This window comes from Ruminococcus sp. AM42-11 (assembly GCF_003480145.1).
GTDB classification, from domain to species: Bacteria; Bacillota; Clostridia; order Lachnospirales; family Lachnospiraceae; genus Blautia_A; species Blautia_A faecis.
The window spans coordinates 16,653-36,538 of sequence record NZ_QUIO01000041.1; the positions used below are offsets into that span (position 1 = coordinate 16,653).

The following is a 19,886-nucleotide window of genomic DNA, read 5'->3' on the forward strand; positions in this document are numbered from 1 at the left end:
ATGTACAACATAGAAGACCTAACCGAACAAGCCCGCCGCAGCGGCGCATCCGACATCCATCTGGTATGCGGCCTGCCGCCGAAATACCGTCTGGATGGCCAGCTGGAGAACATGGCAGAGGAACGCCTTTCAGAAAAAGACTGCGATATGCTTTGCCAGGACCTGGCGAAAGACGCTATGTACGAAAAACTGGAATATACCGGAGAACTTGATTTTTCACGTGAAATAAGAGGAATCCGCTGCAGATGCCATGTATTCAAACAGCAGGGCAAAGTTTCCGCAGCCATCCGTCTGCTCAGCGAATCCATTCCAAGACTGGACTCCCTAGGACTTCCTCCCTCTGCGCTGGAATTCACCAGCCTCCACAAGGGAATCGTCCTGGTAACCGGTGAGACCGGTTCTGGTAAATCCACCACTCTGGCAGCCATGCTGGACGAAATCAATCACACCAGAAAAAACCACATTGTAACTCTGGAGGATCCGATTGAGTATGTATACACCCCGGATCTCTGCGTCATCAACCAGCGTGAGGTTGGCAAAGACACTGCAAGCTTTTCCGAAGGTCTTCGTGCCAGTCTGCGAGAAGACCCTGACGTAATCCTTATCGGTGAAATGCGAGACAAGGATACCATTGAAACTGCGATCACAGCAGCTGAGACCGGACACCTTGTATTCGGAACCCTGCACACATGCAGTGCTTCCGACGCTATTGACCGTATGGTGCAGGTTTTTCCAGAAGGAATGCAGAACCAGATCCGTCTGCAGCTTTCCATGACCCTGATGGCTGTTATTTCTCAGCAGCTTGTGAAGAAAAAAACAGGCGGCCGTGTGCTGGCAAGTGAGGTTATGGTTGTAACCGACGGTATCCGAAACATGATCCGCGGCGGAAACACCCCTCAGATCGCCAACGCCATTGCCACCAGTGCGGCAATCGGCGGACAGACCATGGACCAGTCACTGGTAAGCCTGGTACGTTCCAGACAGATCGACAAGGCTGTGGCTGTGGAGTATAGTCACGACCAGGCTTATGTGAAGAAGAATGCATAAAGGACTTTAGATGCATATATAATTTTTCAGTGTTTCGGAAAGTGAAAATTTGAATTTGAAAAAGCACTTTACTGCATATTGATCAGCTAAAGTGAAAATTTGAATTTGAAAAAAGCACTTCACTGCATATTGCTCAGCAGTGAAGTGACTTAAAGGCTGCGTGGCATAAAAACTGCGCAAGAAAGGTGGACAACAATTGGCAACCTACAAATACACAGCCATCTCCAAAGACGGAGTAAAGGTCTCTGGCGTGGTAGAGGGCTTCAATGAGTTTGACGCGGTTGACCGCATCAAGCAGGACTGCGATATTGTTCTGAAGCTTACAGAGGTGGAAGAGAAGAAGCCGGCTCTCAGCATGGAAATCGGCGGCAACCGCCTGAACGCCAAAGCTTTTTCCCTGATGTGCGCCCAGTTTTCCATTATCCTCCAGTCCGGAATTCCCATCGGCCGTACCGTCCGGCTGATCGGAGACAAAATGACAGACAAAAAGCTGAAAGGCATTTTGAAAAAAGTAGCAGAGGATGTGGAAGCCGGACGAAGCGTGGCAACCAGCTTCCAGGAGCGTGGCGGCAAGCTGCTTCCGGCAGTTTTCATCGAGACCATCCGCGCCGGAGAGGAATCCGGTAACCTGTCCAAAGCTTTTGAGACCATGTACCAGCATTATGACAAGCAGGTAAAAATGCGTGCAAAAGTGCGAAATGCCTTGATTTATCCGGTTTTCGTCCTTGCACTTGCAGTAGTGGTAGTAATCGTTCTGATGGTGAAGGTTGTACCTACCTTTATGGACATTTTTGCATCCTATGATGCAGAACTGCCGCTGATCACACAGTCCCTGATCCTGATATCCAACTTTTTCCGGAAATATATTTTCCTAATTATAGTTGTGTTCGCTGCCATCGCCCTTATCTTCAAGCTTTACGCCAATACGGAAAAGGGCAGGATGAATGTGGCGAAGCTTGCACTGAAAATCCCGGTGCTTGGAAATGTGTCCCTTCTCAGTGCGGCCAGTGAGTTTGCCGCAAACCTGACCACATTGATCGGAGCTGGTCTGCAGCTTACAAGAGCGGTCAGCATTACTGCGAGGGTTATCAACAACTATTACATCAGCCAGTGCGTGGGGAAAATGACCTCCCGTCTGGAAGAGGGCCACACCCTTGGCGAGTGTATGCGGGAGGCTGACTGTCTGCCGGATATTCTGGTGGATATGACTGCTGTTGGAGAGGAAACTGGTGAGCTGGAGAGTACTCTGCACACAGTTTCCGGCTATTACGAATCTGAACTGGATATGGCAGTACAGGACGTTCTGAAAAAACTGGAGCCCACACTGCTGATTTTCATGGCTGTGGTTGCCGGATATATCGTTCTGGCTGTTTATATTGCTATGTTCCAGATGTACAGCGTTATGTAATTCCGGGAAAAGAAGGCTGCCCTTTCTGCTGTTTGTGGAAAAGTGTCGAAAAAAAGATGCTTACGAAATAAAAATACAAAAAATTTGGAAAAACAGGTAAAATTTTAAAATGTCGATATATGAAGATACCTTTTTTATGATATACTGTTGTGTATTAGCAGGTGTTTTTGGTGCGGTGCTTGGATCTTTTCTGAACTGCGCCGCATGGCGGATCGCCCATGGAGAATCCTTTGTGAAAGGAAGAAGCCACTGTACAAGCTGCGGACATGTTCTGGGCTTTCTGGATCTGATCCCGGTTTTTTCCTGGATATTTCTGGGGGGAAGGTGCCGTTACTGTAAAACAAAAATCAGCCCAAGATACATGCTCACGGAGCTGTTTTTTGCACTGGTGAGCGTGCTTACTCTTCTTCGGTTTGATCTTTCCCCGGAGTTTGTGCGAAATATGGTGCTGGCCTGCTGTCTGTTCTGTCTTTCCCTGGTGGATCTGGAGATTTTCGAGATTCCAAACGGATGCCTTCTGATCCCTGTAATTGCCTGGTTCGTGGCAATCCTTTTACGGAAATGAGCGGAATGGACGTTTTATACCATGTGGCTTCAGGAGTGGGCTACGGAGCGGTTATGCTTGCTCTTGTCCTGCTTTTTGATAAAATTCTTGGAAAAGAGACCATGGGAGGCGGCGATCTGAAGCTTTTTGTGGTGATGGGATTGTACCTGGGAGTGGCAGCATCCCTGTTTGCCCTGTTTTTTTCCTGTATTCTCGGCCTTATTATGGGAGCTATCCAGAAACGGGGAAAAGAGAACAAAGGACCGCAGATTCCCTTCGGACCTGCCATTGCACTGGCGTTTTATGCCATGCTGCTGTATGGGGACGGGTTGGTGAACTGGTATATGGGGCTGCTGTAAAGGGTAGCTGTAGAAGTACTTTTTCAAATACACAGCAGAACGAACCGGGACATATTCCGGGAAACTATGTAAGCGGCACAGACACGCTCTGGGAACTGTGCGGTCCGGATTGAAACAAGAAAAGACATAGAAAGAGGATATATATGGCAAAATCATGTCTTGGAATTGATATAGGCAAGGATCAGATGAAGCTGGTTCTGATGAAAGGTGAGAATATTGTGAAGACCGCTTCGGTACAGATGCCGGAAGGGCTTCTCAAGGATGGCAGAATTGTTTCTGTGGAGACCACAGGAGAATTGATCCGAAAAACCATGAAAGAGAATAAGATCCGCTGTAAAGAAGCGGCTGTTGTGGTGTCTTCAGGAATCTGCTTCCTTCGTAATGTGACGATGCCGGAAATGACTGCGGAGCAGCTGGTTTACAACCTGCCTTATGAATTCCGTGATTATATTACAGATGAATTAAAGAAGTATGTTTTTGATTATTCCTGGGGTTCCGGAGAGGAAATGCCCAAAGGCAAGAAGCTGAAGAAAGCTTCCAAAAAGAAAAAGAAAGAGGAAAAGCCGGAGGAAGAGGAGAACCAGAAGCGCAATGAGATGGAGCTTCTTGCAGCAGCAGCGCCTCTGGAGGTAATGGAGGATCTTCGCCTGATGACGCGAAAGGCAGGTCTGAAGCTGACGTTTGCAGCTCCTGAGGTGTCTGCCTGTGAGAACCTTCTTCACTATAAGCTGAGAAATGAGCAGGATAAAGATAAGGAATATGGAATCTTGGATTTGGGAAGTACATCCAGCCGCCTTTTTATTTTCAAAGGGGACAGACATCAGGTTACCCGTGTGATCGAGCGAGGGATGGAGCAGGTGGAAGAGCTGCTTGCAGATACTTTTCATATTGATATTCATCTGGCTCATACCTGGCTGCTGGCGAACCATGAGGACTGTATCCACAGTGAGGTGTGCCAGGATGCTTTTTCCCAGATCAGTGTAGAGCTGATGAGGGCTCTGAACTTCTATCAGTTCAGTAATCCGGAAAGCCGCCTGGAAGATATTTATATCTGCGGCGGTGGTGCTTCCATAGCCACCATGCGCCAGAGCCTTGAGGAAAATCTGGATGTGAAGATCCATGAGGCCGGGGAGCTTCTGGAGAGAATGAATGGAAGCGGGGATGAGACGTCATCTCTTTGGATGCTTGCAGCCGGTACTGCTCTTGGACGTACTGCCCATGCGCCCAAGAAGCAGATCAATCTGGCTCTTGCAGGACAAAAGAAAAAACATTATTTTGTTGCCATTCCGGCTATTGGGGCAATTGTTGTAGCTGCCGGAGTTATTGGAAAAGTTGCAGTTGCAGACAGATTGGTGAAAATGAGCGAGGCGCAGAGTGCTGCATCTGAGCTGCAGAAGCAGGTGGATGACATTACTGCTTATATTGACAGCTTCGGGGATCTGCAGGAAACATATGCCCACTATACTTATCAGGGCTTAATGCAGATGAGTTAAGTTATCTGAACCGCCCGGAGGTTTTGCAGCTGATGAAGAATGTAATTTTCCCGAAGGTGACGGTAAGCAGCTGGAGCGTAAGCGGGAATCAGCTGACCCTTCCGGTGACCGGAGAGAACCTGTCAGACATTAACAGCCTGGTGCAGGAGTTGGAGCAGGTTCCAATCGTGGATTATTGTAATGTAATGACTGCTGTTACAGATTCCAGTTCCACAGATGAAAATGGAAATCCTGTTTCATCGGATACAGTTACAGGACAGATTATTGTTTATCTGCTGGATCCGCTGTATGTGGAGAGCGGAGATGGAAGTGAGGAATATGGTGTCGCTGCGGACGGTGATGGAAACATGACCGGAGCGGTAGATGGGGCTACAGTTGATGATGGAAATGAGACCGGAGCGGTGGACGGAACTGTGGTTGATGGTGGAAATGAGACCGGAGTGGTGGACGGAACTGAGGTTGATGGTGGAAATGAGGCCGAAGCCGTGGATGGTGCTGCGACCGGTGATGGAAACGAGACTGAAGCAAATGATGGATTTGAGGCAGGCACAGAGGGAGGAGCACAGGAATGAAGATCATGAGCCGTGATTTTACGACAAGAGAAAAAATTATGCTTCTGGTGCTTACCCTGATCCTTCTGGCTGCCGGATATTACGCAGTGATTGACCAGCCGATCAGAACGGCGATCAATGAAGCGAAAAGCCAGCAGGACGAGCTGAATACAGAGCTTATGCTTCTTCAGACCAAGGCCGCCTCTTTGTCCCGCATGCAGAGCGAGCTGGATTCCATCGAACAGAGCGGAAGTCTGGGAAAAATGGGAAGCTACAATAATTCCAAGGCAGAACTGGATGAGCTGAACCAGCTTCTTCAGGATGCCAATACATACGATATCAGCTTTAGTGACGTGACAAGGGACGGCGATCTGATCCGCAGATCATTCAGCCTGACCTTTTCAGCGCCTGATTATGACAAAGCCGCAGACCTTGTAAACCGTCTCTGCACAGGCGAGTGGAGATGCATTGTAAGTGATCTCCGCTATGTTGCCGCCGGAGACGATCTGAATACAGGAAGTGTGAATGTAGGTGTGACCGCTACCTTCTATGAGACCATGCAGGGTGGAAAAGCAGACAGCGGGCTTCCTGCCGATACTTCTGCGGCAGCCGGTGCGGCTTCTGCCAGCGGTTATTGATGAGAAGTCAGAGCGGCTTCTGCCAATGGTTATTGATGAGCTGTTAGAGCGGGAAATGATGTAGATATTTTTATTTTATTGTGGAAAATGGGGGATAACCAGTTATGCTGCGGGCAGCAATTGTGGAAAAGTCAAAAGAACACAGAGAATATATCCGTGCCAGCCTTACCGGTATAAATATGGATATTCAAGTGAGCGAATATGCAGATGAATATGACTATCTGGACGATCTTAATGAGGATGCGTCTTCTTTTGATATTCTGCTGCTGAATACTACGATTCACAGAGAAGGAGACGGACTGGAGCTGGCGGCGAAGGTACGTGCCCGGAGCCGTAAGGTAATGATCTGTTTTATCACAGATTCCCAGAGGTACTATGCGGAAGCTTTTTCCGTATTTGCTACCGGGTATCTCCTTTATCCTTTTGATGTAAGTGAACTGCATAACTGCATTACTTTTTTCTGGCAGAAGCCGACCATGGAGCGCCGTGCCTCCCTTATGCTGAAGGAGGTGGGCGGAAGCTTTCGCCGTGTGTACTGCAGAAATATTCTGTATGTGGAGAGTGCCAACCGCAAGGTGATCCTGCATCTGGAGAATGGCGAAACCATAGAGAGCTACGCCAAGCTGGACGAGCTGGAACAACAGCTTCCAGGCAGATTATTTTTCCGGTGCCATCAGAGTTATATTATCAGCCTTTATTTTGTGGAGAAAATGGATACCGGCAAGTTCATAGTCCAGTCTGCCGAAATTCCTGTTTCCCGGAAATATCAGCGCGCGGCACGGGAAATGTATTATGATTATATGTTTGAAAAAATGTGAAAGCGAAGTCGGATATGGCAGCTTGAGAAAGGGAATGGGAAATGTCCTTTCTCAGGCTGTTTTTGGATATATCTATAAGCTGGTACTGTCAAAAATGACAGAAATTGTGTCAAAAACTACATCCAATAGCCATTTTCGACAAAAATGTTGCTATTATTGACATTATGTGCACAAATAAAAAAATTTTGTTATAATACAAACATCCTAAGAGAAAGGAGCAGAACGGAAAGTGGCAGTGCAAAAGTTAGATGCCATCGATGGAATGAATCAGAGACAGAACAGACATTTTTTTACATCCTATCCTGAGATGAATGAAGTGTTAAACAGATTTGCAGCAGAAGCAGACGCGGATGAGATCTGGATATCTGCCGAGGTTCAGGAGCTTAAGGAAAATCGATCAGGTAATCAGCTTTGCCAGATTGTAGGCATGGCACTTGATACGGCGAAGCGAAATTGTATCGAGACCACACCCCCACGGGGACGCTACATAAGAATCCGTTGTCGGGACATGCAGGAGCAGACATTGATTAAGATTCAGTATTCCTGCGAGGACCGTATGCTTCGGGAATTCGACAAGGCTATCGTTAAGATGCGAGATCTTATCGAATCGGTTGGTGGTTATCTGAAGCTTCAGCTTGACGGTGACACAGGAAGCATCAAAATCGCCATCCCGGATAACTGAGAAGTCCCGGACGCTTCAGAATCTTAAAAATGAAAAATATTAAATAGGAGGCTTTAAAATGTTTAAAAAAGCAAAAGAAAACAAAAAAGGTTTTACATTGGCTGAGCTGCTTATTGTTGTAGCTATTATTGCCGTGCTGGTTGCGATTTCAATTCCGATTTTTACAACACAGTTAGAGAAATCTAGAGAATCCACAGATGCTGCAAATTTAAGAGCGGCATATGCTACAGCTTCTGTAGCTGTTTTAGAATCTGAGGGTTCAGTATCAGCAGGTCCTGTTGAAATGACCCAAACCGGCGAAGGCTTTAAAACTGCAGTTAAAGATTCCGAAATTGGTGGAGTTAAATTAAGTACTCTTACAGATGCTAAGACTACTATTAACTATTATGTTACTGTTGAAACAGATGGCACTGTTAAAATTGAAAAAACAGCATCTGGATCTAAAACTGTTAATCCAATTACAGGTGCAACTCCAAAAGCCAGCTGATTATTTTTTAGAAAAACAGTATAAATATAAAAAATAGATAACATAAATGTACACTTTGTGCAAAAACAAATCCAAATGTGATTTTATCTTTTTTACGGCGATTGTTAGGATCGCCGTTTTTATATTTTATTAAATGTCAAAAATTTATTTTAAAAATGAGGATACCGAAAATGTATAATTTTGGTATCCTCAAAATTTTCCATAGTAAAAGTATATTAATTTTATCTTTTTATTGCTTATATTTCTAGTTTGTAGCTAAATTACAAGTTGGTTTCTGCTCAGCGTTACCATCTGTAACAGTCCACGTAAATGTAACTTTAATAGTTTCGCTTCCTGCTACTGCCTTATCCAAAGCTGCTGCTACACCATTTCCCATATTGAATGGAAGATCCGTTCCTGTAAAAGCTGTTCCATCACCACTTTTTCCTTTTACTACTACATCATATGAAGTAGAAACTAAGTTACTAGCTCCAGTTGCAGCGGTCTGTGATGTTAAAACCTCCGCAGAAGCTTCTGCGTAAGCTGCACGTACATTTGCCATAGTAACAGCATCTCTAGATTTCTCCAACTGACTAGTAAAAATCGGAATACTAATCGCAACCAGCACGGCCCCCATCGTCTGTATTTTCTCATAGTTGAACGAACCCATATACTGTATGAAATATACCCCCAAACATATAAGAAGACATTCCATGAATTAAAAAACCTGCCTTTTGACAAAAACATCCTGCCCAGTCAAACCTTTTTGCGAGTATGACTGATGCAGGATGTTTTTGCTAAACCAGTAAAATTGTTAATACCTTTAATCGTGCTTGGTTTCCCTTGTTGAAATTTAGAGCCTTTATTAAACAGGCTCTAGTTTCCGGTTACATGCATTCTTTTTTCAAGTTCTTTTTTTAATCTCTGAATTTCTAATTCTGCTGCATCAGCGCGTTCCTTTTCTGTATCAGCGCGCTCCTTTTCTGTATCAGCGCGCTCCTTTTCTGTATCAGCGCGTTCCTTTTCTGTATCAGCGCGTTCCTTTTCTATATCAGCGCGTTCTTTTTCCATATCAGCACGCTCTTTTTCTCTCTGCGTATTTCGTCTTTCAGCCTGAATGTCCATTTTTTCCATATTTTCAAATAGATAACCCATTCCACGACCTCCAATCTCGCCCATCATTTCTTTTACTTCATCTACGGGCACATTCATCTTTATTAGTAAAGCCCACAAAATTTTTTTATAGATGTCTTTTATCGCTTCCGGTGCATTGCTGTAAGCTGATATTTACAAGTTCATAGTAGCGTGCCCGATTATAAAATACAATATAGAACTGTTCGAAATGGCTTTCCGAATTTATGTTATATTGAGCTTACCAAAAAAACATATGAGGAGGCAGCCAATGAACCAGATTTTAACCTTTCAGTTAGACCGTATTTCCCTAAACGCAGGTGTTCCGGGAAATAGCGGCATTTCCAGAAATGTCCCAATTCCGGAAGATTTTGAGGCCCACGGAGTCCTGCAGTTTTCATTGAGCAATTTGCCCGCGCAGGCAAGAGCAAATCTGTCCGCAATTCTGGCGGAAAAGCAAACCCTTATCAACAAAGCGATTCCTGGTTTTACCATGGAAGAGGACTTCATTTTGATCGTGGGAGAGAACTCATTCATTTCTTCGGAGAAAGAAGCAGCGTACCGCCAGTTCCTGGAGAAACTTCTTCAGACGGCCCATGCCCGCAAGTGGGTAGTGCCCAATCGAAAAAATACCGGTTCCGGAGCCAGTGAAAAATATCGTTTCCGGATCTGGCTGAACCAGCTTGGCCTGAAAGGTGCCGAATACGCCAGCACCCGAAAGCTTCTCACCTGGAATTTATCTGGCAGCAGCGCATATTCTAGTGAGGAAAAGATGGAAGCCTACAATAAACGGAGAAGGGAGGCCAGACAACATGAGCGAAATACAGAAACCTTGTTTTTCATCCCCTTATGAAAATCCATTATCCATTTCAACAGCAGAAAATCCATTATCTATTCCGGCAGCAGAAAATCTATTATCTATTCCGGCAGCGGAAAATCCATTATCCATTCCAACTGCGGCACCCCTCTCATCCATTCCCACCGCAATATACTGCCGCGTTTCCACCCTTCACCCCCATCAGCAGGATTCCCTGGAAAATCAGATTCGCCATTATCAGGAATTTATGAAGAAAACCCCAAATTACATTTTGACAGAAATATATTATGATTTTGGAATTTCCGGCTATAAAGAGAACCGTCCCGGATTTTGCAAAATGCTGGAAGATGCACGGAAAGGCTGTTTTCGGCAGATTATTACCAAATCCATCACCCGTTTTGCCCGCAACACAGATACTGTGCTGAAAACTACCCGGGAGCTGAAAGAACTGGGGATTGATATATATTTTGAACTTCAGAAAATCCATACCCTGTCCCAGGAAGGGGAGCTGCTGCTGACTCTTTACGCGGCATTTGCCCAGGCAGAAAGCGAAAATGCCAGATGGCTGACTAAGACGGCGATTCAGCAGAAGTACAGAAAGGGTCATCCTATGCGGCAGCTGCACCGCTGTCTGGGGTATCGGAAGGATCAAGAAGGGAATCTGGTCCCGGATGAAAATGCAGAACTTGTACGGCATATTTTCCAGATGGCTGCTGACGGATGGAGTATCAGCCAGATTACGAAATATTTGAACGAAAATAAAATTACCACTCAGAATGACAGGACTTTCAGCCGTTCCACAGTAAGCCGGATTCTTCATAACAACGCCTATACGGGAGATTATATTTGCCAGAGATATTATGTAAACAATCAGCGAAAACTGGTACGAAACAAAGGGGAAAAGCAGATGTATTACATCCGGCACGATCATCCGGCAATCATTTCTGAAGAATTGTGGGAAACCGCACAGGAAAAGCTGGCAAAGAAGAGCGAAAGAAACAGGCAGGGATTACCTTCTGATGAGATTGCCGTAACGAAAAAAGCTCAGGTCCCAGATACACCGGAGAAAAGAACCCCGAAAGAAAAAATTCCACAGAAAGAAAAATCCGGACTTATCCTGGATAAACAGCCTTTAACTATCGCCAATTATCCTTACAAAGATCGGATTTTCTGCAAATATTGTGGTTCCAGGCTACGGCGGATCATTGCCAGAAACCACTCTGTCTGGTGGATCTGCAATGGTCTCAGTCGAAAAGGAAAAGCTTTTTGCAAAGGAGTCCGCATATCGGATGAAAGGCTTTCCCCGCTTCGGAACATCGGTTTTTCAGCATATATCGGAAAGGAGCTTATAGATGGAAAAGAAACTTACGGTTATTCCCCCAAGCCAGACGAATGGAAATGCTAAATCTGCCAGCAGTTCCCAATGCAGAGTGGCAGCCTATTGCAGGGTGTCTACCGAACAGGAAGAGCAGCTGGGCTCTTTTGCCAATCAGATCGCATATTACACGGATTATATTAATGAAAAAGAGAAATACCAGCTTGCCGGAATCTTTTCCGATGAGGGGATTTCTGGTACTGGTACGCGCAAAAGGGCTGGCTTTCGCAGTATGATTGCGGCTTGTGAGGCGGGAAAAGTAGATCTGGTGATCACCAAATCTATCAGCCGTTTTGCCAGAAATACCCGGGATTGCCTGCATTATGCAAGATATTTGAAGAGCCTTGGGATTCCGGTGATTTTCGAAAAAGAGGGGATTAATACGATGGAGTCGTCTGGTGAGCTTTTGTTTACCATTCTTTCCAGTCTGGCCCAGGAGGAATCACGAAATATTTCCGAAAACACCAGGTGGGGAATCCGTTCCAGGTTTCAGCAGGGAATCCCTCACATTAATGCCGCTTGTTTTCTGGGATACGATAAGGATGAGGCGGGGCATCTGGTAATAAATGAAGGGCAGGCGAAAGTGGTGCGGCGGATCTTTCGTGAGTTTCTGGAGGGGTGGCAGCCATCTGAAATAGCACGAATGCTGAATACCGAAAATGTTTCGGGCGTGCATGGAGAATCTCGTTGGGCTGCGGTTTCGGTCGTTCGCATCCTTCAAAATGAAAAGTACAAGGGAGATCTGCTTATGCAGAAGTATTACATCCGGGATTTTCTTACGAAAGAGCTGGAAAAGAACGATGGAAAACTGACACAGTATTATGTGGAAAATGATCATGATGCGATCATAGAGCGGGAAATATGGGACGCGGCACAGCTGGAAATCAACAGAATCAAAGAGTTTAAACGGAATCATCAGATCCGGGAATTGGGAAGCAGCAGTCTGGAACCTTTTTATGGAAAAATTTTTTGTGGGTGCTGTGGTGGAAGGATGGTGAAGAAGGGCAGAAAAAGTGTGTGGCGTTGCATAAATTCCGGCAAAGAAAAGGGTGGATTTTGTAAAGCCAAGCCTGTTGAGGGGCATAAGATGGAAGAATATGTAAGCGCTGCCTGGGCACAGCTGGTATCCCAGAGAGAAAATCTTCTGCCAGGCTGGGAGAAAGATATTGCCCAGGGAAATGCCCTGGAGCGCTTACGTGCAGCACAGATGAAAGAACTGACCGAAAAGTATCCTGCCTGGTTCCAGGCGGCGAAGAAGACGAGAATGGTGATTAGGGAAATTATAATTGGGGGTGATAGGGGGTGTGAGATTTTGTTTATGGATGGCGTAAGGCTGGTGACGGATTAGAGCGTGTTTGAAAAATCATTCCCGTTACCAGGGGAATAGGCTGTGAAGAAAGCGGAAGAATTTAGCAGATTTTCGAAAAGTACTTGTAAATCAAGAACTTCAATGTTATTATGATAAAAAGCATATTTCTCATATAGTTCAAGGCATATCCGCCATCTGATTTATCTAATCACACATCAGAAATCCATGCTTTTTAACCCATTAACGAAGAAGAGCAGGAGTTCTGAATGAAAGGTATGTATGCTTAGCTTGTCTTTTCTGACTCCTGCAAAGAAAAGGAGGACCAGCCTATGGTAAACAGAAACTACAAGGACACGATATTCCGGATGCTATGAAGGCAGTAATAGGGAATTGATGGAACAGTGCCAGATACTAAGGGAATATGCAATATATGTAGCGCAGGTTCGTAAATATGCAAAATATATGCAGCTGGAAACAGCTGTAAAAAAAGCTGTAGATGAATGTATTCAGGAGGAAATTCTGGAAGAATTTCTTCGGAAAAATAGAGCGGAGGTTATCGCAGTGAGTATATTTGAATATGACAAAGAAGAGGAAGAACGTAAACTGAGAAAAGCTGAGTTTGAGGCTGGGGAGCAAAGCGGAATACAAAAAGGAATACAAAAAGGAATACAAGAGGGAATACAGGAAGGAAAGGAATTGAAAACAAAAGAAATTGTCAATTCACTACTTCAGGATGGAATGGGCATTGAAAAGATTGCAGAACTGCTGAAAATTAGCAGAGAACATGTTTTGGAATTAGCAGGAATGAAAATGTCAAAATATGATGGCTTATAAGCCAATACGAAAAGGAATATCCAACGCAATTTTGGGCTTTTAACTATAAATTGCATTGGATATTCTTAATGTTTTCTTTGCACCCCATTCTACTTGTTAATTCCCCCATCAAGTGCTAAAATCAAAACAAATGAAGTTCTGCAATGGTCTAATAAATCTATCAATCTATCTCAGGAAGGAGCAAAAAATCTATGAAAAAGAATCACCACCTTCACCGGCTGATTCATCTTTGCCTCATCATTTCCCTGCTTTTGCTGTGCAGTACAAGCCAGGTATTTGCCGCTGCAAAGGTAAATCTGAAAAACACCAAAATTAAATTATCAGCCACCAAACTCACCTACAATCAAAAAGTCCAGCGCCCGAAGGTAAGCGTCACCTATAAGGGCAAAGTCCTGAAAGAGAAGAAAAACTATGTTCTGAAGTATTCCAAGGGCTGCAAAAAGGTAGGCACCTATACTGTTCAGATTATTGGAAAAGGTGCTTATGCCGGCAAAGTGAAAAAGCAGTTTACCATTTTGCCTCCAAAGACCCAGGTAATGGGTGGTTATGTTGGAAAAAAGACTGTCAGTGTGATAATAAAAAGGAAAACCGCTCAGACCAGCGGTTACCAGCTACGCTATGCCACAAATTCCAAATTAAAAAATGCGAAAACCATAACAGTCAAAGGAAACAAAAACAACACCGTTTCCCTCAATGGACTGAAAGCCGGAACTACATATTATATGCAGGCCCGTACCTACATGACCATTAAAGGAAAGAAATATTATTCCAAATGGTCTTCCACAGAACATTGCAAAACAAGCGGAAAGTCAAAAGAAAATACTTCAAATACAACACCTACCCCTAAGCCGGTTCCGAAATTAACGCTTGAAGAGGGAAAAGCAAATATAACCCTGGAAAGCGGAAGATATTATGAAATTGAAACGTCAAATGGAATCAAAGACATTAATGTTTCTGATCCGGCTGTTGTATATTCCACAGATGAAGCTGAAGGCGGAAACAGCCACTTATTTGCGACGCTTGAGCCTGGGAAATGCGTGATTACCATCACGGATATTTATGGACAAAAAATTACTTCCACGGTTTCAGTTACCCAGAAGCTATACAATCCGCATACTGAGACTTCTTATGTAGTGACATCTGAAACAGTTGACAGCACCCTTCCTGTTCCAGCCATCAAGTCAATAGATTATGGTGACGGATGGGTGGATTTGAACTGCCCGGGAACTTTTTCCCAGTCAGATCCTTATGTTGGTTACGAAGGTTATCTTTCTTACAATGATAAGTTTGCATACAGTGTTCAGGATATGCGAACAATCGGTGAAGATGACGGGATAGGAAGTGTGAGTTTCTATTATTTAGACTCAGGCCGCAGTTATTATGCAAAAGTACGTTCTTACACCATCCGCAATAATGTAAAAGTCGTTGGACCGTGGAGCGAAATCCGTAAAGTAGATTTGCCAATATATGATACGAAAGGCACAACACCTGCTAAATATACCTATGAAATTTATGGTTTGGACAAGCAGAAAGCAGATATTTACACACAGTGTATCAAACCTCTTTTTATAAAAACAGACAATCAGGATCTGAATTCTTTTAGACTGATCTGTGATGGAGAAAGCCCTTTGATAAATGTGTATTCAGGTGGAACAACGCACATATATGATGATATTCCTTATGAAAATGGCGATTCCGAGACAACTTCCCTGAAAAAAGTAAAAGGCGGTTATATCGGATATGTATATTTTGAAAAAGCAGGAACTTACAATATCGAATTCCGAGAATACTCCATGTCTGGTTATACGGTTGCAAAAACAGTGGCATTAAATGTTATGGATTATGACCAGGCTGAAAAAGCATGGATGACTGACATTATCAACAAAGTTACAACTTCCGGTATGACTCCATTTGAAAAAATGGACGCTGTAAGTGATTATCTCACAGAGCCAGGTCGCTTCAAATATGTAACGGTACATGGAAATTATCTGGTATCTCTGGCAGCAGAGCCTAATACTCCATTTTTTGTATCTTATCGTTGGGATTCCTGCACATCACCGGCAGCCCTTTGTGAATTTGCAAAGTTAATCGGTGGTTTTGATAATATTCATAATTGTTATGGTGATTATCAGAGAGGCACTGAGGAATGGTCTCGCTGGCATTATGTGGCTAAACTTACGATAGGAAGCGAAACACGAAATTACGCCGTATGCCCGATGAGCCCAACCGGTGAAGTCGGCGAAACACAGATGATCAACCTGACAGACCTTAGTAATATGAGGAAATTTGGGTGATTTCAATTTAAATAATTCTTTTTACCGGGCAGGCCAGAAGTCATTTCTGGTCTGCTTTTCTGATTGATTGCTTTTTGAAGTGCATTATTTCCAAAATATCCACTGGTTCCAGACCGATTTACAACAGGTTTGTGGATTTTTGCAAAGAACGAATGACAAAACGGCTTTACGGGAGTATGTAAAGGCGAATGAAGAGGTTTTCTCCAAACTAGAAGAAGACACATTTGACCTACTTACTGTAATGTCGGGAATTAGGGCCATGAAACTTATAAAGAGAGATGTTGAAACGGTGGGAGGTGAATTTGATATGTGTAAGGCATTTGATGATATGATGAGAGACAGCAAACAGGAAGGTATTCGTGAGGGCAGACGTGAAGGCGAACGTAAGACAGAAGAACGAATGAATGAATTAATTCAAAAGTTAGTCTATGCTGGGCGTATTAATGATTTATTGCAGGCAAGTAATAATAAAAAGTATCGAAAAAAACTGATGGCAGAATTGGGAATTGCATAAGGGTAAAATTGGGTGGCAGCCTTTGATAGCTGCCACTCTGTTTAATTCCAGAAGAATTTCGATTGTTTAGGTAAACATAGTCTGTGTAGATGTTGAAAATTTTGAATATAACCCAAAAGAGGAAGGACTTCTGCGAAGAGAGGAGACGCGGCGAAATCTATTTGCAGTTGCGCAACATTTACGAAAATGAGGTATTATTTTAGCCAAAATGCAGATAGACTTCGGTAGGTCTATGTGCTATCCTTAAAAAGCAAAAGTATGCTTTTTGGCAACAAATACATAAGAAAAAAGGGATGTTTATGAAAAGAAAAATAAAATCTGCCAAGGGATTTACGTTGGCAGAACTTTTAATCGTAGTTGCGATAATTGCTGTGTTGGTAGCAATCGGAATCCCCATTTTCACAAGTCAGCTTGAAAAAAGCCGCGAAGCCGTAGATCTCTCCGATGTAAGATCTGCATATGCGGAAGTGATGATGGCGGCGATTACAGGGGATACAACGGCGATTTATACAAAAGATGCGAATCAGACTATATATAAAACAAGCGCAGAGACATTTAACGGTTATACAGTTGAGGCTGGTGCTTATTCCATTACGGTAACGCCATTGAAACAGAAACAATCTGGCTGGCAGACTGCTGAGCCAATTACAATCGGAGGTGTATCTTCTAAAGCCGGAGTGCCATATTGGAATGGACAGCCTGGACTGGATGGATACTGTATAGTTACATATCATCCACCTGTGGGCAGTAATGTTGAGTATATTTCGTTTTATTGGAGTGGTGGAAATGATAGCAGCAATTCGACAGTAACGCCAACACCAAATCTGTGGATTACGCCAGTGCCTACTGTTATCCCTACACAGATACCAACACCTACGCAGGCACCTAATAATAATTATGTAGTGGATTATCCGCCTGAACCAGAAGAGAACCAAAATAATTACATTTATAGAGGCTGGGCATATAAGTACAGCGATGGCAAGACATATGTCGTTACTCAGGATCAGACTTTGGTTCATGGTCAGTATTATATACATCCAGGGTATGTGAATACAGAATATCTATATGCAGAGCTTACAGGAAAAACTTTAACTGTCGCTGATGATAAAGTTGATATGGAGAATGGAGTAGAAAAGAGAAGACTTGGTCCAGTAAAAAGAGGCGATGTATATTATGATGGAAAAAATTATTATGTACGTTTAATAAATTCTGAGGATAAACAATCAGAACCCCCTACAATAGATCATGATGAAAGTCGTTGGCTTTTGATTAAAAATTATGGTTCTTAACAAAAAATTAGGGATAATCAAAAGTCATGAGGGAGAATATAAAACTTAAGAAATAAACGGTCCACTGTAAATTGGATAAGATTTTAAGGGGAATTTGTGTTTGGAACTAGGCTTTTGGGATGAATTCGGAAAACTTCAGAGTTTGTTAAGAAAAATGTATAAGTATTTTGATTTTTTAGCGGCGGTCGATGAGATCGCCGTTTTTCAAGCAATTAAAGTTATAAAAAAGGAAGCTCTTCATTCTTCTGGAAGCGGATAATGCTCCAATTTAAAATTTATTATATATCGAGCATGTGTAAACCTAAAAATAGATTTGTAAATATTCAAATCCAGAGAGATGTGTGGCTCATCTGAGACACACACTTTCAATACAAACTTATCGCTGCTATTCTTCTTTTTAACGTATTAGCCTTTCTGCTGCTTGTCCTTTTTGATAATTAGTTTTCATAGAACTTTGCCAGTCCATCCAGTAACTTTCTTTTCTTTGGTCTTACATTTTAATTTTAACTTCTTGTTTCCGATAAATTAATAGAAAAGTACAACTAATTATCTAAAAACTTCATATTTATCAGATATTTCAAGAGACTCTTTTTAAATATACTTACAACATATTATATATAGAAATAACAAACTTCCAAACGTTTTATGATTGACAATACCCCCCAACAAGTCGTATACTAATCTCACTTTCACTACAGAAAATCTCACAGAAGAATCTGTGTCCGGTCATTCGACCAGTTGATTCATTTTTTTTGCATTGTGTTAGAAACTGATAGCTGTGTAAAATGGTAAATAAAAAATATACTGATACTTGAAAAACACAATTAAAATATGTATTATAATAATATAGAATAACATCTGAAAAGTATATTCACATATTCTGCATACTGCTATCATATTCAGAAAGGGAGTGTGCATGAAGGAGGAAAACGCCATATCAATTGAATACTTTCGGGACTTCAGGAGGGTTGCGGATCTGATTAACGGAGTTATATTTCATGGGAAACCGGTTGTCAGAGAATGTGACCTGCAGGAACAGAATCCAGTACTGCACAATATTTTCAAAAAGGACAACAAAGTATCAGCAGTAGAGAATACACTGGATTTATCCGTGATGGTGACAGTGAATAAAGCAAAGTTCTTGCTTATGCTCCAGGGGCAAACAATTGAGCATTATGTAATGCCAGTATGGGCATCACATGAGAGAGGAACTGAAGAAGCTGTTTACAGAAAAATCACTTCTGATTTTTGAAATGCGCCATTTTTCGAATGAAGAATGGTTTCAAACTGATTTGCGCCAGGTTTGTGGCTTTTTGAAAAGAACCAATGACAGAATGAAATTAAGAGCATATATAAAAGGAAATCAAGAGGTTTTTTCCAAAATAATTTAAAATGCGGGACAGTGATTCATCTTGTATTCTGTGATTTGTCATGCTACTATAAATCTGTAACTATCTTTTGATTCAAGTTATAGCGGAAGCATATCACACATAAAAACACATGGAGAGAAGAAAAATGCAAAAGAAAAAGAAGAGGATATTTGCAGTCCTTTTGTCCGCAATTCTGGTAGTTGCGCTGACTGGCTGCAGTAAGCTGGGTTCCATTATTAATGAAATTCATGGCTCATTGATCGGAAACAATTATACCGTATATACCTATGATAATTATGGGAATCAGACCTTGAAAACTTCTGGAAAGAAAATCAGCATTACCGGAAATAAAATCGAAACCGTCAGCTATGACAGCGATGGAAGAGCGGTAACCGGCTATGATCTGTCTTCAGTAATCACCATTACCATTGATGGAAAAGAAATCGAAAGCTGCGGAGATACCTGTGTATTTGTGCAGAATGGGCTGGAACCGGAGGTGGATTTTTCATTAGACGAGGTCAACAGTAGCGGCGGAAACGGGATTACGGATAATGCAGCTCTGGCGAGGGTTTTGAACCGGTATAAAAATGATTTCGGCAAATCCAGGGTTGTGGTCATCAAATCCCAGCTTGGACAGCCTATCGCCGCATTTTCCGGGGATAATGTCTATTGGGAAATTCCGGACGATCTGCCGAAAATGACAAAGCTTATGGTCGATGGGAAGGCACTGTACATACACCGGGCGAACTACCAGATTATTGATAAAGACCTTCTTTGAAGCGTAGCAGGAGTGGCTTGTACCACTCCTGATTTAAAAATAAAATCATATGTTTAATGATGTCAAGCGTTTTTGAAAATGTCCTAAAATAATTGAAGTATTAGCCCCGGCTTTTTGCTGGGGCTTGTTATATTGATGTGCTTCATTCCTCAGGCAATTTTTGTATCTT

General features: G+C 42.9%; 22 protein-coding genes. 20 read left to right on the forward strand and 2 right to left on the reverse strand.

All coding sequences use genetic code 11. The features are described 5' to 3' along the window. The 10 genes from DW904_RS18360 (at window position 1) to DW904_RS18410 (ending at window position 8,027) form a co-directional block, all read left to right on the forward strand. Window positions 1-1,047 carry a PilT/PilU family type 4a pilus ATPase gene (locus DW904_RS18360; protein WP_118583420.1) on the forward strand — a complete coding sequence of 349 codons (1,047 nt, stop codon included), beginning with the start codon at window positions 1-3 and terminating at the stop codon, window positions 1,045-1,047. Between the two features lie 196 nt (window positions 1,048-1,243). After that, window positions 1,244-2,455, forward strand: a complete 1,212-nt coding sequence (locus DW904_RS18365) for a type II secretion system F family protein (RefSeq protein WP_118583422.1) — start codon at window positions 1,244-1,246, stop codon at window positions 2,453-2,455. 136 nt (window positions 2,456-2,591) lie between these two features. Then, window positions 2,592-3,020 (forward strand): prepilin peptidase, encoded by a 429-nt coding sequence (locus DW904_RS18370; RefSeq protein WP_202187769.1) that lies wholly within the window; start codon window positions 2,592-2,594, stop codon window positions 3,018-3,020. Between the two features lie 5 nt (window positions 3,021-3,025). Then, a complete protein-coding gene (locus DW904_RS18375; protein WP_202187770.1) occupies window positions 3,026-3,358 on the forward strand; it encodes an A24 family peptidase in 333 nt (110 codons plus the stop codon). Between the two features lie 143 nt (window positions 3,359-3,501). Continuing rightward, window positions 3,502-4,851: a pilus assembly protein PilM gene (gene pilM / locus DW904_RS18380; RefSeq protein WP_118583426.1), complete on the forward strand. Its 1,350-nt coding sequence runs from the start codon at window positions 3,502-3,504 to the stop codon at window positions 4,849-4,851. Window positions 4,852-4,883: 32 nt separating this feature from the next. Next, window positions 4,884-5,423: a hypothetical protein gene (locus DW904_RS18385; RefSeq protein WP_118583428.1), complete on the forward strand. Its 540-nt coding sequence runs from the start codon at window positions 4,884-4,886 to the stop codon at window positions 5,421-5,423. Continuing rightward, window positions 5,420-6,040 (forward strand): type II secretion system protein GspM, encoded by a 621-nt coding sequence (gene gspM / locus DW904_RS18390; protein WP_118583430.1) that lies wholly within the window; start codon window positions 5,420-5,422, stop codon window positions 6,038-6,040. The genes DW904_RS18385 and gspM overlap by 4 nt, the downstream gene beginning before the upstream one ends. A 104-nt stretch (window positions 6,041-6,144) precedes the next feature. Next, a complete protein-coding gene (locus tag DW904_RS18395; protein WP_118583432.1) occupies window positions 6,145-6,858 on the forward strand; it encodes a LytTR family DNA-binding domain-containing protein in 714 nt (237 codons plus the stop codon). A 229-nt stretch (window positions 6,859-7,087) separates the two neighbouring features. Then, a complete protein-coding gene (locus DW904_RS18405; RefSeq protein ID WP_118583436.1) occupies window positions 7,088-7,540 on the forward strand; it encodes a hypothetical protein in 453 nt (150 codons plus the stop codon). A gap of 58 nt (window positions 7,541-7,598) precedes the next feature. Beyond that, complete coding sequence (locus DW904_RS18410; RefSeq protein ID WP_118583438.1) at window positions 7,599-8,027, forward strand: prepilin-type N-terminal cleavage/methylation domain-containing protein; 429 nt, start codon at window positions 7,599-7,601, stop codon at window positions 8,025-8,027. Window positions 8,028-8,271: 244 nt separating this feature from the next. On the opposite strand, the gene DW904_RS18415 is transcribed toward DW904_RS18410, so the two are convergent. Both DW904_RS18415 and DW904_RS18420 read right to left on the reverse strand, forming a co-directional pair. Then, a complete protein-coding gene (locus DW904_RS18415; protein ID WP_147422343.1) occupies window positions 8,272-8,568 on the reverse strand; it encodes a hypothetical protein in 297 nt (98 codons plus the stop codon). 314 nt (window positions 8,569-8,882) lie between these two features. Continuing rightward, a complete protein-coding gene (locus tag DW904_RS18420; protein WP_118583442.1) occupies window positions 8,883-9,161 on the reverse strand; it encodes a hypothetical protein in 279 nt (92 codons plus the stop codon). A 247-nt stretch (window positions 9,162-9,408) separates the two neighbouring features. Here DW904_RS18420 and DW904_RS18425 point away from each other — a divergent pair, with 247 nt between their 5' ends. The 10 genes from DW904_RS18425 to DW904_RS18465 all read left to right on the forward strand — a co-directional run bounded on the left by DW904_RS18425 (window position 9,409) and on the right by DW904_RS18465 (window position 19,717). Continuing rightward, a complete protein-coding gene (locus tag DW904_RS18425) occupies window positions 9,409-9,990 on the forward strand; it encodes a hypothetical protein (protein WP_118583444.1) in 582 nt (193 codons plus the stop codon). Beyond that, window positions 9,950-11,359 carry a recombinase family protein gene (locus tag DW904_RS18430; protein ID WP_118583446.1) on the forward strand — a complete coding sequence of 470 codons (1,410 nt, stop codon included), beginning with the start codon at window positions 9,950-9,952 and terminating at the stop codon, window positions 11,357-11,359. The genes DW904_RS18425 and DW904_RS18430 overlap by 41 nt, the downstream gene beginning before the upstream one ends. After that, complete coding sequence (locus tag DW904_RS18435; RefSeq protein WP_118583448.1) at window positions 11,307-12,677, forward strand: recombinase family protein; 1,371 nt, start codon at window positions 11,307-11,309, stop codon at window positions 12,675-12,677. Before DW904_RS18430 ends, DW904_RS18435 begins: the two co-directional genes overlap by 53 nt. Window positions 12,678-13,199: 522 nt before the next feature. Beyond that, complete coding sequence (locus DW904_RS23065; protein ID WP_202187771.1) at window positions 13,200-13,472, forward strand: hypothetical protein; 273 nt, start codon at window positions 13,200-13,202, stop codon at window positions 13,470-13,472. A gap of 191 nt (window positions 13,473-13,663) precedes the next feature. Then, window positions 13,664-15,766, forward strand: coding sequence for a hypothetical protein (locus tag DW904_RS18445; protein ID WP_118583450.1), 2,103 nt, complete (start codon window positions 13,664-13,666; stop codon window positions 15,764-15,766). Between the two features lie 259 nt (window positions 15,767-16,025). After that, window positions 16,026-16,280 carry a hypothetical protein gene (locus DW904_RS22630; protein ID WP_147422344.1) on the forward strand — a complete coding sequence of 85 codons (255 nt, stop codon included), beginning with the start codon at window positions 16,026-16,028 and terminating at the stop codon, window positions 16,278-16,280. A 299-nt stretch (window positions 16,281-16,579) separates the two neighbouring features. After that, window positions 16,580-17,569 (forward strand): prepilin-type N-terminal cleavage/methylation domain-containing protein, encoded by a 990-nt coding sequence (locus DW904_RS18455; RefSeq protein WP_243110492.1) that lies wholly within the window; start codon window positions 16,580-16,582, stop codon window positions 17,567-17,569. A 100-nt stretch (window positions 17,570-17,669) separates the two neighbouring features. Further along, window positions 17,670-17,828 (forward strand): hypothetical protein, encoded by a 159-nt coding sequence (locus DW904_RS23070; protein ID WP_202187772.1) that lies wholly within the window; start codon window positions 17,670-17,672, stop codon window positions 17,826-17,828. 657 nt (window positions 17,829-18,485) lie between these two features. Continuing rightward, on the forward strand, window positions 18,486-18,821 hold the full coding sequence (locus DW904_RS18460; protein WP_118583455.1) for a hypothetical protein: 336 nt from the start codon (window positions 18,486-18,488) through the stop codon (window positions 18,819-18,821). 263 nt (window positions 18,822-19,084) lie between these two features. Then, window positions 19,085-19,717, forward strand: a complete 633-nt coding sequence (locus DW904_RS18465; protein WP_118583457.1) for a DUF5052 family protein — start codon at window positions 19,085-19,087, stop codon at window positions 19,715-19,717. The last annotated feature ends 169 nt before the right edge of the window (window positions 19,718-19,886 follow it).

What these genes read in the sequence shown, in the direction of transcription:
- DW904_RS18360 (WP_118583420.1), top strand. Translation starts at nt 1, where the DNA reads ATGTACAACATAGAAGACCTAACCGAACAAGCCCGCCGCAGCGGCGCA.
- DW904_RS18370 (WP_202187769.1), top strand. Translation starts at nt 2,592, where the DNA reads ATGATATACTGTTGTGTATTAGCAGGTGTTTTTGGTGCGGTGCTTGGA.
- DW904_RS18375 (WP_202187770.1), top strand. Translation starts at nt 3,026, where the DNA reads ATGGACGTTTTATACCATGTGGCTTCAGGAGTGGGCTACGGAGCGGTT.
- pilM (WP_118583426.1), top strand. Translation starts at nt 3,502, where the DNA reads ATGGCAAAATCATGTCTTGGAATTGATATAGGCAAGGATCAGATGAAG.
- DW904_RS18385 (WP_118583428.1), top strand. Translation starts at nt 4,884, where the DNA reads ATGAAGAATGTAATTTTCCCGAAGGTGACGGTAAGCAGCTGGAGCGTA.
- gspM (WP_118583430.1), top strand. Translation starts at nt 5,420, where the DNA reads ATGAAGATCATGAGCCGTGATTTTACGACAAGAGAAAAAATTATGCTT.
- DW904_RS18395 (WP_118583432.1), top strand. Translation starts at nt 6,145, where the DNA reads ATGCTGCGGGCAGCAATTGTGGAAAAGTCAAAAGAACACAGAGAATAT.
- DW904_RS18410 (WP_118583438.1), top strand. Translation starts at nt 7,599, where the DNA reads ATGTTTAAAAAAGCAAAAGAAAACAAAAAAGGTTTTACATTGGCTGAG.
- DW904_RS18415 (WP_147422343.1), bottom strand. Translation starts at nt 8,568, where the DNA reads ATGGCAAATGTACGTGCAGCTTACGCAGAAGCTTCTGCGGAGGTTTTA.
- DW904_RS18420 (WP_118583442.1), bottom strand. Translation starts at nt 9,161, where the DNA reads ATGGGTTATCTATTTGAAAATATGGAAAAAATGGACATTCAGGCTGAA.
- DW904_RS18425 (WP_118583444.1), top strand. Translation starts at nt 9,409, where the DNA reads ATGAACCAGATTTTAACCTTTCAGTTAGACCGTATTTCCCTAAACGCA.
- DW904_RS18430 (WP_118583446.1), top strand. Translation starts at nt 9,950, where the DNA reads ATGAGCGAAATACAGAAACCTTGTTTTTCATCCCCTTATGAAAATCCA.
- DW904_RS18435 (WP_118583448.1), top strand. Translation starts at nt 11,307, where the DNA reads ATGGAAAAGAAACTTACGGTTATTCCCCCAAGCCAGACGAATGGAAAT.
- DW904_RS18445 (WP_118583450.1), top strand. Translation starts at nt 13,664, where the DNA reads ATGAAAAAGAATCACCACCTTCACCGGCTGATTCATCTTTGCCTCATC.
- DW904_RS22630 (WP_147422344.1), top strand. Translation starts at nt 16,026, where the DNA reads ATGAAACTTATAAAGAGAGATGTTGAAACGGTGGGAGGTGAATTTGAT.
- DW904_RS18455 (WP_243110492.1), top strand. Translation starts at nt 16,580, where the DNA reads ATGAAAAGAAAAATAAAATCTGCCAAGGGATTTACGTTGGCAGAACTT.
- DW904_RS18460 (WP_118583455.1), top strand. Translation starts at nt 18,486, where the DNA reads ATGAAGGAGGAAAACGCCATATCAATTGAATACTTTCGGGACTTCAGG.
- DW904_RS18465 (WP_118583457.1), top strand. Translation starts at nt 19,085, where the DNA reads ATGCAAAAGAAAAAGAAGAGGATATTTGCAGTCCTTTTGTCCGCAATT.